Origin of the sequence: Pseudomonas sp. W2-17, from assembly GCF_041060445.1 — a bacterium.
Classification (GTDB): Bacteria; Pseudomonadota; Gammaproteobacteria; order Pseudomonadales; family Pseudomonadaceae; genus Aquipseudomonas.
Genome location: NZ_JAUFNS010000003.1, coordinates 132,896 through 147,703 on the forward strand (window position 1 = coordinate 132,896; position 14,808 = coordinate 147,703).

At 61.7% G+C, this 14,808-nt stretch carries 11 protein-coding genes and 1 pseudogene; 5 read left to right on the forward strand and 7 right to left on the reverse strand.

All coding sequences use genetic code 11. The features are described from left to right. Positions 1-7: 7 nt before the first annotated feature. Both QWI20_RS04730 and QWI20_RS04735 read right to left on the reverse strand, forming a co-directional pair. The gene (locus QWI20_RS04730; protein ID WP_369304420.1) at positions 8-1,630 is read right to left on the reverse strand and encodes a methyl-accepting chemotaxis protein; all 1,623 of its coding nucleotides are present in this window, start codon (positions 1,628-1,630) and stop codon (positions 8-10) included. 345 nt (positions 1,631-1,975) lie between these two features. After that, complete coding sequence (locus QWI20_RS04735; RefSeq protein ID WP_369304422.1) at positions 1,976-2,734, reverse strand: tellurite resistance TerB family protein; 759 nt, start codon at positions 2,732-2,734, stop codon at positions 1,976-1,978. A gap of 256 nt (positions 2,735-2,990) precedes the next feature. Between QWI20_RS04735 and ydcS the strand changes: the two genes are divergently transcribed. From ydcS to QWI20_RS04755, 4 genes are read left to right on the forward strand one after another with little or no spacing between them, the layout of a single operon-like run. Continuing rightward, positions 2,991-4,142 (forward strand): putative ABC transporter substrate-binding protein YdcS, encoded by a 1,152-nt coding sequence (ydcS, locus tag QWI20_RS04740; RefSeq protein WP_369304424.1) that lies wholly within the window; start codon positions 2,991-2,993, stop codon positions 4,140-4,142. Between the two features lie 3 nt (positions 4,143-4,145). Continuing rightward, complete coding sequence (locus tag QWI20_RS04745; protein ID WP_369304425.1) at positions 4,146-5,207, forward strand: ABC transporter ATP-binding protein; 1,062 nt, start codon at positions 4,146-4,148, stop codon at positions 5,205-5,207. Positions 5,208-5,238: 31 nt separating this feature from the next. Further along, positions 5,239-6,159 (forward strand): ABC transporter permease, encoded by a 921-nt coding sequence (locus QWI20_RS04750; RefSeq protein ID WP_369304595.1) that lies wholly within the window; start codon positions 5,239-5,241, stop codon positions 6,157-6,159. Continuing rightward, positions 6,149-6,958: an ABC transporter permease gene (locus QWI20_RS04755; protein WP_369304426.1), complete on the forward strand. Its 810-nt coding sequence runs from the start codon at positions 6,149-6,151 to the stop codon at positions 6,956-6,958. Before QWI20_RS04750 ends, QWI20_RS04755 begins: the two co-directional genes overlap by 11 nt. 262 nt (positions 6,959-7,220) lie before the next feature. Here QWI20_RS04755 and QWI20_RS04760 read toward each other — a convergent pair whose 3' ends face one another. The 3 genes from QWI20_RS04760 to QWI20_RS04770 form a co-directional block, all read right to left on the reverse strand. Beyond that, complete coding sequence (locus tag QWI20_RS04760) at positions 7,221-8,327, reverse strand: NADH:flavin oxidoreductase/NADH oxidase (protein ID WP_369304427.1); 1,107 nt, start codon at positions 8,325-8,327, stop codon at positions 7,221-7,223. Positions 8,328-8,486: 159 nt separating this feature from the next. Further along, on the reverse strand, positions 8,487-10,196 hold the full coding sequence (recJ, locus tag QWI20_RS04765) for a single-stranded-DNA-specific exonuclease RecJ (protein ID WP_369304428.1): 1,710 nt from the start codon (positions 10,194-10,196) through the stop codon (positions 8,487-8,489). A gap of 90 nt (positions 10,197-10,286) precedes the next feature. Next, positions 10,287-10,829, reverse strand: coding sequence for a YaeQ family protein (locus QWI20_RS04770; protein WP_192170779.1), 543 nt, complete (start codon positions 10,827-10,829; stop codon positions 10,287-10,289). A 199-nt stretch (positions 10,830-11,028) separates the two neighbouring features. Here QWI20_RS04770 and QWI20_RS04775 point away from each other — a divergent pair, with 199 nt between their 5' ends. After that, the gene (locus QWI20_RS04775; protein WP_369304430.1) at positions 11,029-11,925 is read left to right on the forward strand and encodes a TIGR02285 family protein; all 897 of its coding nucleotides are present in this window, start codon (positions 11,029-11,031) and stop codon (positions 11,923-11,925) included. A gap of 194 nt (positions 11,926-12,119) precedes the next feature. Here the strand turns inward: QWI20_RS04775 and QWI20_RS04780 are convergent, their stop codons facing one another. Both QWI20_RS04780 and QWI20_RS04785 read right to left on the reverse strand, forming a co-directional pair. Then, positions 12,120-12,416 (reverse strand): DUF3509 domain-containing protein, encoded by a 297-nt coding sequence (locus tag QWI20_RS04780; protein WP_369304432.1) that lies wholly within the window; start codon positions 12,414-12,416, stop codon positions 12,120-12,122. A 213-nt stretch (positions 12,417-12,629) separates the two neighbouring features. Next, positions 12,630-14,702 (reverse strand): annotated as a pseudogene (locus QWI20_RS04785) (transporter substrate-binding domain-containing protein); the annotation flags it as partial. Positions 14,703-14,808 lie beyond the last annotated feature (106 nt).

A 14,808-nucleotide genomic window follows, 5' to 3' on the forward strand; every position in this document is an offset into this window, starting at 1 on the left:
GCCTGACTCAGACCTTGAAACGCGAAACGCCGCTACGCAGCCCCACCGCCACCTGGCTGAGCTCGTCGATGGCGAAGCTGGCCTGACGCAGGGATTCGACGGTCTGGCTGCTCGCATCACCCAACTGCACCAGCGCCTGGTTGATCTGTTCGGCGCCAGTGGCCTGGGCCTGCATGCCTTCGTTGACCATCAAGACACGCGGCGCCAGGGCCTGCACTTGATGAATGATCTGCGAGAGCTGCTCGCCGACCTGGGTCACTTCGTACATGCCGCGACGCACTTCTTCGGAGAACTTGTCCATGCCCATGACGCCCGCCGACACCGCCGACTGTATCTCGCGAACCATCTGCTCGATGTCATAGGTGGCCACGGCGGTCTGGTCGGCCAGACGCCGAACTTCGGTGGCGACCACGGCGAAACCACGGCCGTATTCGCCGGCTTTTTCCGCTTCGATGGCGGCGTTGAGCGACAGCAGGTTGGTCTGGTCGGCGACCTTGACGATGGTCACCACGACCTGATTGATGTTGCCGGCCTTCTCATTGAGGATCGCCAGCTTGGAGTTGACCAGATCGGCCGCGCCCATGACCGAGTGCATGGTTTCTTCCATGCGCGCCAGGCCTTGCTGACCGGAGCCCGCCAGGACCGAAGCCTGATCCGCCGCTGAGGTTACTTCGGTCATGGTGCGCACCAGATCCCGGGACGTTGCGGCAATTTCCCGCGACGTGGCGCCGATTTCCGTGGTGGTCGCAGCGGTCTCTGTGGCGGTCGCCTGTTGCTGCTTGGAGGTGGCTGCAATCTCGGTCACCGACGTGGTCACCTGAATCGACGAGCGCTGGGCCTGGGACACCAATGCGGCAAGCTCGGCGACCATATCGTTGAAACCGGTCTGCACCGATCCGAACTCATCGTTGCGGTCCAGCGCCAGACGCGTGCTCAGGTCGCCGGTGCGCATGGTCTCGAGAATCTGCACGATGCGGTTCATCGGCGCCAGAATTGCGCGCATCAACAGCAGGCCGCACGCAGCCGCCGCCAGCAAGGCGATGATCAACGAAATGCCGAGGGTGATTTTAGCGCTGGAGACGGCGGCTTGAATGGCGTCAGACGCCTGGTCGGCGACCACCTTGTTCTTGGCGCCGAGTGCGTTGAGCTGTTTGCGACCCTCAAACCAGGCGGGCGTGAGTTGCTCGGCGAACATCCGCTGGGACAGCGCATAGTTGTCGCCCTGATAGGCCGCGAGCACGCCGTTGAGCAGTAACTGGTAGCGTTCGCGCAGTTGCAGAAACTGGGCGAAGTCATTGCGATCCGATTCGTCGAAGATGCTTTTCTGGTAATTGACGATCTGCGCCTGCAGGCGGTCTTCGAAGTCTTTGTACTGGTCTTCTTCAGCGCTGGTGAGGTCGCGTCCCGCACCCTCGCTGAGTAAGCGCTGGGTGGCTACGTAGCTTTCAACCCAGGCACCGCGCACGGTGCTGCTGTAAAAAACGCCGGGCAGCGCGTCCAGCCGTACGGCATCGCCGCTGTTCTCGATCACCAACAGGCGATTGAACGCCGCAACCACCATCAACAGCATGATGGCGATGATGACAGCGAAGCTCGCCAAAATCCGTTGACGCAACGTCCAGTTCTTCACAGTCAGCCCTCAAGGGTTCAACGCCGGCATGACCGGGTTCAAGAAGCGGACCGACGGACGGTCCAAAGCGAGCGGGAGTATAGCCTAGTGACTTCCCAATAAATGGGCTGTTTCCGACAAGGAAAACGCCATATCACACAGCCATATCGGAAGTGTCTTACACGCTATCGGCTTGATGTGACGTTGCTTGATGGTACGAGTACGTTGTTGGCGGATGTCTGCAGCGGACTTTCAGCGCACGGGGGAGAGATGCGGGTCAGGCCCCACTGATTGCTGGGCCTGACCCGGCAGGTTTGCGGGGGTCGGATGGTGTATCCGGGACGGGTCGCTGGACAGGCTGACAGTTTAAGGCTGCGCCTGACGCACCTGGTGCTCAAGCTCGGTCTTGAGGGCGGGATCGAGCTTCAGCTGCCTGGCGAGTTCGTCCAGGTAAGCGCGCTCCATGAAGTGTTCTTCGTCGACCATCATCACGCTGGCCAGGTACATTTCGGCGGCGATTTCCGGGGTCTGCGCCGCGCGGGCGACATCGGCCGGGTCCAGCGGCTTGTTCAGTTCGGCGTGCAGCCATTGCTGCAGTTCGTTGTCGCCGGTAATGCGGGTGAACTCGCCTTCGATGAGTTCGCGTTCACGGTCGTCAACGTGGCCGTCGGCCTTGGCCGCAGCCACCAGCGCCCGCAGGATGGCCTCGCTGTGCTGTTCGACCTGGGCCGGTGGCACACGGTCCACGGTTTGCGGCTCAACCGGTTGCGCCATACCCTGACTCTCCTGCCAGTTGCCATAGGCCTTGTACGCCAACACGCCCAACGCTGCGAGCCCGCCGTAGGTCAGCGCTTTGCCGCCCATTTTGCGTGCGCCCTTGTTGCCCATCAGCAAGCCCATCGCGCCCGCTGCCAACGCGCCGCCACCGGCCCCGGAGAGCAGCCCGCCAAGGCTTCCGCCCAGCTTGCCGCCCAGGCCGCTACCACCGACTTTGCCAAGCAGATCGCCAAGACCGCCCTGCCCGTTTTGCCCGCTTTTGCCGCTCTTGTCGTGAGCGCCGGCCTTGTTTTGCAGCAGGTCCTGGCCGGATTTCAACAGTTGATCGAGTAAACCGCGCGTGTTCATGACTTCACCTTCAGAAGGGGGACAGACGATTCGACCCGCAGGTTAAGGCGAAGGCACCGACGCGCGCCGGGCGGGTTTGCTTCTGAATGTTGCGGCGACTGAGCGTCCAGAGGCCGGATGGGTTTTCACTCAACCGCATCCGCCCTGCACGAATGGGCGCGGTATTTGCTGCGCCAGGTTTGTCGAGGATCGAAGTGGGCACTACGCTCTGCACCACCGATCTCTGCCCCAACAACCACCAAGAGGCAAACCCACCATGTCCGTGCACAAGACCGCGATTCTGAGCGCCGTGATTTCCGCACTATTCACCAGCGGCGCGGTACAGGCCGCTGAAGCACTCACGGCGGTGGGCGATGGCGAGGGGCAACTGGATATCGTGGCGTGGCCGGGCTACATCGAGCGCGGCGAAAGCGACAAGGCCTACGACTGGGTAACCGGCTTCGAGCAGGAAACCGGCTGCAAGGTCAACGTCAAGACCGCGGCGACCTCCGACGAGATGGTCAGCCTGATGACCAAGGGCGGCTATGACCTGGTCACCGCGTCGGGCGATGCGTCGTTGCGCCTGATCGCCGGCAAGCGTGTGCAGCCCATCGACACCGCGTTGATCCCGAACTGGAAGACCCTCGACCCGCGCCTGAAAGACGGCCCCTGGTACACGGTCGAGAACAAAACGTACGGCACGCCGTACCAATGGGGCCCGAACGTGCTGATGTACAACACCAACGTGTTCAAGACGCCGCCGGTGAGCTGGAGCGTGGTGTTCGAGCCGCAGGATTTGCCCGACGGCAAACCGAACAAGGGCCGGGTCCAGGCGTATGACGGGCCGATATACATCGCCGACGCCGCGCTGTACCTCAAAACCGCCAAGCCGGAGCTGAACATCGTCGACCCCTATCAGCTCACCGAAACCCAGTACAAGGCCGTGCTCGACCTGCTCCGCGCCCAGCAGCCGCTGGTTCACCGTTACTGGCACGACGCGACGGTGCAGATGAGCGACGTGAAAAACGAAGGCGTGGCGGCGTCGAGTTCGTGGGGTTACATGGTCAACGGGCTGGTCGCCGATAAACAGCCCGTCGCCTCGACCATCCCGCAGGAAGGCGCCACCGGCTGGGCCGACACGACGATGTTGCACGCCGAGGCCAAACACCCCAACTGCGCCTACAAGTGGATGAACTGGTCGCTGCAACCGAAGGTTCAGGGCGACGTTGCCGCCTGGTTCGGCTCCCTGCCGGTGGTGCCCGACGCGTGCAAGGGCAACGAACTGCTGGGCGCCGAGGGCTGCGAGACCAACGGGTTTGACCTGTTCGACAAGATCGCCTTCTGGAAAACACCCCAGGCCGAGGGCGGCAAGTACGTGCCTTACAGCCGCTGGACGCAGGATTACATTGCGATCATGGGTGGGCGTTAGGCCATGAACCACGCCGTCCAGTTCACCCAAGTCTCGCGGCTGTTCGGCGAGGTGAAAGCCGTGGACCGGGTGTCCATCGACATCGAGGACGGCGAGTTCTTTTCCATGCTCGGCCCCTCGGGCTCCGGCAAGACCACCTGCCTGCGCCTGATCGCAGGCTTCGAGCAACCCAGCGCCGGCTCGATTCGCATTCATGGCCAGGAAGCCGCCGGCCTGCCGCCGTACCAGCGTGACGTCAATACGGTGTTTCAGGACTACGCGCTGTTTCCGCACATGAACGTGCGGGACAACGTTGCCTATGGCCTGAAAGTCAAAGGCGTCGGCAAGGCCAAGCGGATCAAGCGGGCCGACGAGGCCCTGAACATGGTGGCGCTCGACGGCTATGGCGCGCGCAAACCCGTGCAACTGTCCGGCGGCCAGCGTCAGCGAGTTGCCCTGGCGCGTGCGCTGGTCAATCGGCCGCGCGTGCTGCTGCTTGACGAACCCCTCGGCGCCCTCGACCTGAAGCTGCGCGAAAAGATGCAGAGCGAACTGAAAAAATTGCAGCGCCAGCTGGGCATCACCTTCATCTTCGTCACCCACGATCAGACCGAAGCGCTGTCGATGTCGGACCGGGTCGCGGTGTTCAACAAAGGCCGAATCGAGCAGGTGGATACGCCGCGCAATCTGTACATGAAACCGGCCACGACCTTCGTGGCGGAATTCGTGGGCACCTCCAACGTCGTGCGTGGCGAACTGGCCCAGGCATTGAGCGGCAGCCCGGGCGCTTTTTCGATTCGGCCCGAGCACATTCGTTTTGCCGAGGGCGGCACTGCGACGCACGACATTCAGCTCAGCGGCGTGCTGCACGATATTCAATATCAGGGCAGTGCCACCCGCTACGAGGTCAAACTGGACACCGGCCAGACACTCACTGTCAGCCAGGCCAACAGCCAATGGCTGGACACCGGCGCGCGCTATCAGCCGGGGCAACGCCTGACGGCATGCTGGGCGCGGGAAGCGATGGTTGCGCTACATGACGCGCCACGTGAGTCGTCAGAAATCGCGACGGGCGAGGCGCCTTGAGATGGGTCAGACGTTCACTGGCTCGGCGTCGATGCAACGGCAATCGCCACTCCGACGCTTTTCCAGCCTGCTGTATCGACGTCCGAATCTTTACCTGTCACTGCTGCTGATTCCCCCGCTGCTGTGGTTCGGCGCGATTTACCTCGGTTCGCTGCTGGGCCTGTTGTGGCAAGGCTTCTATACCTTCGACGACTTCAGCATGACCGTGACGCCGGACCTGACCCTGGCGAACTTCGGCGCGCTGTTCAACCCGGCCAACTTCGACGTCATCCGCCGCACCCTGACCATGGCGGTCGCAGTGTCCATCGCCAGCGCCATCATCGCCTTCCCCATCGCGTATTACATGGCGCGCTACACCACCGGCAAAACCAAAGCGTTCTTTTACATCGCGGTGATGATGCCGATGTGGGCCAGTTACATCGTCAAGGCCTATGCGTGGACGCTGCTGCTGGCCAAGGGCGGCGTGGCGCAATGGTTCGTTCAGCATCTGGGTTTGGCGCCGGCACTGCAATGGATGCTGAGCGTGCCCGGGATTGGCGGCAGCACGTTATCGACCTCGCATCTGGGGCGATTCATGGTGTTCGTCTACATCTGGCTGCCGTTCATGATCCTGCCGATTCAGGCTTCCCTCGAACGCTTGCCGCCGTCACTGCTGCACGCCTCCGCCGACCTGGGCGCCACGCCCCGGCAGACGTTCATGCAGGTGATTCTGCCGCTGTCGGTACCGGGCATTGCGGCGGGCTCGATCTTCACGTTTTCGCTGACGCTGGGGGATTTCATCGTGCCGCAATTGATCGGCCCGCCGGGCTACTTCATCGGCAGCATGGTCTACGCCCAGCAAGGCGCCATCGGCAATATGCCCATGGCGGCGGCATTCACGCTGGTGCCGATCGTGCTGATCGCGGTTTATCTGGCCATCGTCAAGCGTCTGGGGGCTTTCGATGCACTCTGATAAAGCATCGTGGGCCCTGAAGATCGCCGCTTGGGGCGGGCTGGTGTTTCTGCATTTTCCGATCCTGATCATCTTCGTCTACGCCTTCAACACCGAAGACGCCGCCTTCAGCTTCCCGCCGAAAGGCTTCACCCTGAAGTGGATTGGCGTGGCATTCGCGCGGCCTGACGTGCTGGAGTCGATCAAGTTGTCGCTGCAGATCGCCTGCGTTGCCACCCTGATCGCACTGGTGCTCGGCACGCTGGCCTCGGCGGCGCTTTACAGACGTGACTTCTTCGGCAAGGACGGCATTTCGCTGATGCTGATCCTGCCCATCGCCCTGCCCGGCATCATCACCGGGCTGGCCTTGTTGTCGGCGTTCAAGACCCTGGGGATCGAGCCGGGCATGTTCACCATCATCGTCGGCCACGCGACCTTCTGCGTGGTGATCGTCTACAACAACGTCATCGCCCGTTTGCGCGGCACCTCCCACAGCTTGATCGAAGCCTCGATGGACCTCGGCGCCGACGGCTGGCAGACCTTTCGCTACATCATCATGCCCAACCTGGGCTCGGCGCTGCTGGCCGGCGGCATGCTGGCGTTTGCCCTGTCGTTCGACGAAATCATCGTCACCACCTTCACCGCCGGGCATGAGCGCACATTGCCCATCTGGCTGCTCAACCAACTCAGCCGCCCACGGGATGTGCCAGTGACCAATGTCGTGGCGATGCTCGTGATGATGGTGACCATGCTGCCGATCCTCGGCGCCTACTACCTGACGCGGAGCGGGGAAAGCGTGGCGGGGAGTGGGGGGAAGTGAGGGGGTGTCTCCTTTCTGGAGTCCGACGCAGGACGATTGTGGGAGCGAGCTTGCTCGCGAAGAGGTCAGTACATCCGCTAAATCTCCGGCGGCTGGAATACCGTCTTCGTGAGCAAGCTCACTCCCACATGGACCTCCGCCAGCAGAGCCAGCATCACAAAGCGGCAGACATTTGAGCAGTGCAGCAGCACGCTTGTCGAGGGCCTGTGCCACCAGCCATCTTGCCAACAAGCGCGCCCACATCAGCTATTCAGCGGCGTGATCAATCCCGCAAATCCGACTCATGAATCGGCTGGTCACGGTGCGTTGCCCGCTGGTATTGCGCAGGCCATGTGGCTTGGCGTCCGCCCAGATGTTCATCGGCACGCAGCGGCCAGTACGGATCGCGGAGGAGTTCACGGGCGAGGAAAATCAGGTCAGCCTGGCCCGTCCGCAGAATGGTGTCGGCCTGGGTGGGTTCGGTGATCATGCCCACGGTGCCGGTGGCAATGCCTGACTCGCTGCGCACCCGAGCGGCGAATTCGGTTTGATAGCCCGGGCCCACCGGAATCTCGGCTTTGGCCGCAGTGCCGCCGGAAGACACATCAACCAGGTCGACGCTCAGCTCTTTCAAGCGTTTGCCCAGCTCGACGGTTTCATCCGCGTTCCAGCCGCCTTCCACCCAGTCGGTGGCCGAGACGCGCACGAACAACGGCAGGTCTGCGGGCCAGACTTCGCGCACGGCTTTGGTGACTTCAAGCGTCAGACGGATGCGGTTTTCGAACGAGCCACCGTATTGATCCTGACGCTGGTTGCTTAGTGGCGACAGGAACTGATGCAGCAGATAACCGTGGGCAGCGTGGATTTCGACCACTTTGAAACCTGCGGTCAAAGCACGTTTGGCAGCATCGACGAAGGCCTTGATGATGTCCTTGATCTGGGCTTCATCCAGCGGCGTGGGCACGGTGTAGGTCGGGTCGAAAGCGATCTTCGAGGGCCCCCAGGTCGCCCAGCCGCCCTGGTCGGCAGGGATGGCGCCGCTCTGGCTCACCCACGGCCGCCAGGTACTGGCCTTGCGTCCTGCATGGGACAGCTGAATGCCGGCCACCGCGCCCTGGGCGTTGATGAATCGAGTAATGCGCTGAAGCGGCTCGATTTGCTCGTCGTTCCAGAGGCCGAGGTCTTCCGGGGTGATGCGCCCGTCCTGGGTAACCGCCGCCGCTTCGGTGAAAATCAGCCCGGCGCCGCCGACCGCGCGACTGCCCAGATGGACCAGATGCCAGTCATTGGCCAGGCCGTCGGCACAGCTGTACTGACACATCGGCGAAACCACAATGCGATTACGCAGGGTCAGTTGGCGAAGGGTGTAGGGTTCAAGCAGCAGGCTCATGGGCACCTCTCAGGTCGTGTGGCAGGTTCCATACGTTGCGAACCTTGAGCCTAGTCGACAACCTGAGCGAAGTGAGGGTTCACTCGTTTCCCGGCGTAAGCCAGACATCCTGAAACAACGCGTTCACCTGTAGGGTTGGCTTTGGCCGATCTTGATGATTCAGCGTGGCGAGAGGTGAACCACCATCAGTTGCACGGTTTCGTTGCCACGGAATTCGTTCAGGTCCAGCTTGTATGCCAGCTCGACCCAGCGCACGGTCGGGTTGGGCCAGACGTCGCGATCGACGCTGAAGGCGATGCCTTCAAGCTTGACGCTGCCGCATTCGGTCTTGAGTACCATCTTCAGATGGCGCTCGCCGACCACTCGCTGCTCCACCAGCTGGAACACGCCATGGAACAGCGGCTCGGGAAAGTGCTGCCCCCACGGACCGGCGTTGCGCAGCGCACGGGCCAGTTCCAGGTGAAACTCTTCGACGGCCAGTGTGCCGTCGGATAGCAGCCGGCCGGTCAGGTCTTCTTCCTTGAGCTGACGGCGAACTTCAGCGTCGAAGGCCTCGGCGAACGCCGGGAAGTTGCCTTCCGGCAGCGACAGCCCGGCCGCCATCGCATGACCGCCGAACTTGCTGATCAGCTCCGGGTGTTTAGCCGCCACGGCATCGAGCGCGTCGCGGATGTGAAAGCCCGGCACCGAACGCGCCGAACCCTTCAGCACACCCTCGCCTGCGCTGGCGAAGGCAATGGTCGGGCGGTGATAACGCTCTTTCATACGCGAGGCCAGAATGCCGATCACGCCCTGATGCCACTCTGGTTCGAAGAGGCACAGCCCGAACGGCATCGACTCCAGCGGCAGGTCCTTGAGCTGGGCGAGCGCCTCGCGCTGCATGCCCTGCTCGATGGATTTGCGGTCCTGGTTGAGCTCGTCCAGACGCACGGCCATTTCCCGCGCCTCGGTCTCGTCATCGCATAGCAGGCATTCGATGCCCAGGCTCATGTCATCCAGACGCCCCGCCGCGTTCAGTCGCGGGCCGATGATGAACCCCAGGTCGGTGGAGGTGATGCGTGAGGCCTCGCGACGGGCGACCTCGAGAATGGCGCGCAACCCCGGACGGGCACGCCCGGCCCTAATACGCATCAACCCCTGGTGCACCAGAATCCGGTTGTTGGCATCCAGCGGCACGACGTCGGCGACGCTGCCCAACGCCACCAGATCCAGCAGCTCGCCCAGATTGGGTTGAGCGCGGCCCTCGAACCAGCCGATGTCCCGCAGTCGTGCGCGCAAGGCCATCAACACATAAAAAATCACGCCAACGCCGGCCAGCGACTTGCTCGGGAAGGTGCAGCCGGGCTGGTTCGGGTTGACGATGGCATCGGCGGCCGGCAATTCGTGGCCGGGCAAGTGGTGATCGGTGACCAATACCTGCAAGCCCGCCGCCTTCGCTGCTGCGACGCCATCGACGCTGGAAATGCCGTTGTCCACGGTCATCAGCAAATCAGGCTGGCGCTCAAGGGCGACCTGGACGATTTCCGGGGTGAGGCCGTAGCCAAATTCGAAACGGTTCGGTACCAGATAGTCCACATGCACCGCACCGAGCAGACGCAGGCCTAACACACCCACCGTGCTGGCCGTCGCGCCATCGGCATCGAAGTCGCCGACGATGAGGATACGCTGACGCTGCTGCAACGCAGTCACCAGCAAATCGACCGCGGTCTCGATGCCCTTGAGCTGTTGGTAGGGAATCAGCCGGGCGAGGCCCTTGTCGAGCTCTTCCTCCGAGGCCACACCGCGCGCTGCGTACAACCGGGTGAGCAAAGGCGGCAGATCGCCAAGAAAAGGCAGGGTGTCAGGTAACTCGCGTGGTTCGATGCGCATTCAGGTTCCGCTGGTGTTCTCGTTGGGGCCGGTTGGGTGTAGCGATGTCACCGCGATGCCGCTGTTGTAGCGTCGCAATGCAGGACTGAATCAGCCCCGCTCGCCAGCCAGCCACTGCAGTTGCACTTCGTGCTGGCCGCGATCATCGGTGACGAAGATCGTGCCTTCGCTGATCATCACGTCCCACTTGATCACCCGGGGCATGTCCTTGGCCAGGATTTCCAGTGCCTCCTGAGGGACCGAAGCGATATTGACGTTCTTCAGCGTCTTGATCGCCGGTATGACCTTCCCTTCCCACACCCGCAGACTGCCGTAGGCCAGCAGACTGGTGCGTTCGGTGCGACGCGAGCACCAGGTCAGGCGGTCGGCGTCGGGCTGGCCGACTTCAATCCAGTGCAGCACGCGATCGTCCAGACTCTTTTCCCACAACGCAGGTTCGTCGACGTCCGACAGACCACGGCCAAACGACAGATGCTCGTTGTACCAGAAGGCGTAGGCCAGCAGGCGCACGGTCATGCGCTCTTCGGTCTCCGAAGGGTGACGGGCGATGGTCTGCTTGACGGTTTCGTAAACCCCGCGATCTAGGTCGGTGAGATTGAGTTCGAACTTGTAGGTCGTGGACGGCTGGGCCATGAACGGGCTTCTAGAGAGACGGGAAAGGCGGCAAGTCTACCCGATGCAGCCCCGTTGAACGACCGAACTCGATGAGCGATGCGGCTCGCCCTTCAAATCGGAGCTGGGGCACAACGTTCGCGAGGCGTTACTCATGCCCCCATGACATGTGTTAAATAAATGAGGCACATCACCGATTCCTTGCTGCGAGACGCTGTCGATGAGGGTCAACGCTTCCATGCATGTCACCGGTTCCCGAATGCGCGCCGTGCTGCTCGCTGCGCTGCTCACTAGCCTGCCCGGTACCGCGTCGGCACGTGAAACGCTGATCTGGCTGCTGCGCGATTTCCCGCCCCTGACCATATTTTCCGGCCCACTGGCGGGCCAGGGGGCCATCGACAAACTGATGCCCGAGCTGACGGCCCGGATGCCGGAATACGATCATCAGATCATGCACGTCAACCGCGCGCGCGGAACGCAGATGCTCAATGATCCAGCCGTGTTCGCCTGCGACCCGACCCTGCTGTGGACGCCCGAGCGGGCCAAAACCATGCTGTTTTCCATCCCCTCGTATGCCACGCCCAGTAATGGCGTGACGATCGAGCGCAGCCGCCACGCGCTGCTCGCACCTTTCATCGACGCCGACGGCCGCCTCGACCTTGCCGCCCTGCTGGCCAGCGACAGCGTTGATGTCGGCATCGTCGGCGAACGCAGCTACGGGCCGGTCATCGATAAGGTGTTGCGCGAGACCACTCGCCCCAAACGTCTGATCCTGCACTATGGCAATACAGCGGTGGGCAGCATGCTGGAAATGGAACGGCTGGACCGTTTTCAGGCGATTATCAGTTACTGGCCGGAAGCCCGATTTCACGCTCAGCAACAAGGCATTACCCTGGATGCGCTGGAATTTCTCCCGGTCAAGGGCGTGCCCAAATACCAGTTTGCTCACATTGCCTGTTCGAAGACCGAGAAGGGACGCGCGGCAATGGAGATCATCAACCGGGAAATGCGTGTGCTGCGAGTGACGCGACTGATCGGGTTTTACGCGGAGTGGATGGTCAAAAAGGAGGAGTATCTGCGCGATGCCCAGACATTCTTTGAGGAGCCGGCGAACTGACCTGGCATAAACCCACGGCCTGGAGCGAAAAGCCGAATTTCAGACAAAAGAAACCCCGAGCAGCGGGGAGACTACTCGGGGTCAACCGTGGTCCATCTTGGACCCGTACGGCAGGCAGCATGAACATCGGAGCACAATGCCTGCGCCTGCCATAATTGATAGGAGCCTACTGAATCGAGAAGGTTCCCCGCAGCTCAGACGAAAGGTCGAGCTGCAGCGTAAGCAGCGGACTGGGACACGTTGCGCATGGCTGCGATGACACAAGGCTCGATGCGCCCTTCTGCCACCATCAAATCACGGTGAAGACCATCTACCACGTCAGTCAGCTGACGCTTGTCGCCCAGTTGCGACGCAGAAAAAACACGCTCGATCACTCTCGCACCCGCTGGATTTTTCAGCGTCACCAGACGCTCGCCCAGAATACCGGCAGGGCCAATGCTCACCTGATAAGGGGACAGCGCTTCGCTCAGTAGCAAGCTGATATTTTCCATCCGGATCACCACTCAACAATTTGAATGCAAAGGTGCTAACCAATGACCATTGGCAGCAGTGGAAAGTTCTGCGCACTGTGGCGAGTTGACACATGCGCACTGCCTGCCGCAGCCTGATTCCGGAGCATGCCTGCCGAATGTGACAGGCAGAATTCACCCCCCTGACGTCTTCGCCTGCTCCAGGTCGTCGAGCAGCACCTTCAACTGGCCTGCCGCCTGCTCGGCGGCTTGACGGGCATCGTGCAACTCACCTTCCAGCCGCTTGCGTTCGCTGATGTCCATCCATCCGCCGAGCAAGCCCTGCAGCTGACCGTCCGCGCGGTGGTAGGGGGCCGTCCATTCCGAGACGTCGATCTGGCGTCCGCCCAGCCGCAGTACCCGCTCGGTAAACACACGCTCCCGCGTCTCCAGCATGTTCATGTAGTCAGCGTGCATTTGCTGGGCGAGGTCGCCGGGAATAAGGTCAACATCGATCAGGCGACGACCCTGCAATTGCTCGTAACTGATGCCGAAAATTTCCTCATAACTGCGGTTGCAGGCGACAAGACGGCCCTGAAGATCACGCACGTAAATCGGATTGGGGATGCCGTCGAGCAGTATCCGCTTGAAGGCAAGCTGATCACCCAGTTGCGCTTCGGCGCGCTGCCGCTGGTGAATCTGGAATTTCAGGCGGCTGCTCCAGGCCAGTGACACCAGCCCCAGCAGTAAGGAAGCGCCAGTGAGCCAGTATATCCAGGCGGGAATGCGGTTCCAGACCGAGGGGTGAGGATTCGCCGCGCCGAGCCATTTCAGGCGGATCGCACGCATTTCAGCCACCGGGAATTCCTCCAGAGCCTTGTTGAGTATGCCGAGCAATTCGGGATGGCTTCTGACGACCGAAAATTTGTCCGGCGACCACATGCCCTCAACGCTGCGTCCGACCTTCAGCTTGCCCAATGGATACAGCCACGCACCTGCCTCGTTCTGGATGGTCGCGTCGGCGTCGCCCTTCTCCACCAGTCGACGGGCATCCTCATACGTCGCCACAAGCTTGAGCTGGATATGCGGATAGCGTTGCTGAATGAACCCGAGCAACGCGTGTCGTGCGGGAAGCGCCAGCACCTTGCCGGTCATGTCCGACAGCTGGAAGGACGGGTTACTGTCAGCGTGCACGAGAAAGACCCAGTTGTTGCCGCCAAATGCGTAGGTGAAATTCAACAGCCTTTGGCGTTCCGGGTTTTCGGCCAGCGTGGTGTTCATGTGTGCACTGCCGTCCGTCAACGTCTCCAGCAGATCTCCGGTCGAGGCCGACTCCTGATACACGAACTGCAGACCGGTCATACGCGAAATACGCGCGAGTACCTCCACGTTCAAACCCACCCAGCGACCTTGAGCATCCTTGTAGACGTAGGGAGGGTGCTGGGTGGACGCGACGATGACCTGCGGATGTCTGCGAATCCACCGCCGTTCGACCGCGTTGATGTTCACCTGCCGTCGGGCAAGATCGGCGCCCAACCCGAGGGTCCAGCGCCCCTGGATTTCACGGATGACAGAGTCGTCCACGCCTTCCAGCGCTCGGTCGAAGAGCGTCCGCAGCGTCGAGTCTTGCTCTCGGAAGGCAAATGAAAAGCCTGTGGATGGCAGCAGGCTGTCGAACTTGGTCTGTAAACCGAGGTAAGGCCGCAGCAGGCTGTAAGACTGCACCGTCACCTCATTGGCAATGAAGGCGTCGGCGGAGTCGTTCGCCAGTGCCTCCATCGCGCTGTACAGCGTGGGCGCGACGACGATCTCACTGTCCGGGTAGAGCCGCTGAACCTGCGCTTCGTCCGCATAACCGTCCAGCAGCAACACGCGCTTTCCTCTCAGCGAAGGGTGCAGGTCAGCGTTGTTGCCCCTGCCGAACACCACTGTTCGGTCAGGAATGTAGTCCCGGCTGAATGCCAGTCCGGACGTTTCTCGCTCGAAACCGTTGGCGCTGGTCAGCAAGTCGATTTCTCCGGCCAGCAATGCCTTGACCGCCTGCGCGCGCTTTGCGAACCCGCGTATCTGTACGGGCATGGAAAGCTGCGCACTGATCAGACTCAGGTAATCCGCGCTGATGCCTTGATAGCGGTTATGGTCGGTGGTGATGTCGATGGGCTCATGATCAGCAACGGAAATGCCGACTCTCAGCACTTTCCGTGCGTCCAGCCACTGGCGGTCCGCCTCGTCAAGGACAAGCGGCTGTTGCGTCACGAGGGGGGCGCTCAGGCTGAACCGCAGGCTTTCAGCTGCATGACTTGGACGACTGCAGATGCACACAAGCATCAGCAACGCCCACAGCGCCGGTTGGAGATTCAGGATGCGGCTGCTAAATGCCGCTGAGTAAAAATGTTTAACAACCACGGGCTTATACCGAAAGAAGAAAATTCTT

Coding starts and splice junctions, on each gene's coding strand:
- QWI20_RS04735 (WP_369304422.1), bottom strand. CDS start 2,734: ATGAACACGCGCGGTTTACTCGATCAACTGTTGAAATCCGGCCAGGAC.
- ydcS (WP_369304424.1), top strand. CDS start 2,991: ATGTCCGTGCACAAGACCGCGATTCTGAGCGCCGTGATTTCCGCACTA.
- QWI20_RS04745 (WP_369304425.1), top strand. CDS start 4,146: ATGAACCACGCCGTCCAGTTCACCCAAGTCTCGCGGCTGTTCGGCGAG.
- QWI20_RS04750 (WP_369304595.1), top strand. CDS start 5,239: ATGCAACGGCAATCGCCACTCCGACGCTTTTCCAGCCTGCTGTATCGA.
- QWI20_RS04755 (WP_369304426.1), top strand. CDS start 6,149: ATGCACTCTGATAAAGCATCGTGGGCCCTGAAGATCGCCGCTTGGGGC.
- QWI20_RS04760 (WP_369304427.1), bottom strand. CDS start 8,327: ATGAGCCTGCTGCTTGAACCCTACACCCTTCGCCAACTGACCCTGCGT.
- recJ (WP_369304428.1), bottom strand. CDS start 10,196: ATGCGCATCGAACCACGCGAGTTACCTGACACCCTGCCTTTTCTTGGC.
- QWI20_RS04770 (WP_192170779.1), bottom strand. CDS start 10,829: ATGGCCCAGCCGTCCACGACCTACAAGTTCGAACTCAATCTCACCGAC.
- QWI20_RS04775 (WP_369304430.1), top strand. CDS start 11,029: ATGAGGGTCAACGCTTCCATGCATGTCACCGGTTCCCGAATGCGCGCC.
- QWI20_RS04780 (WP_369304432.1), bottom strand. CDS start 12,416: ATGGAAAATATCAGCTTGCTACTGAGCGAAGCGCTGTCCCCTTATCAG.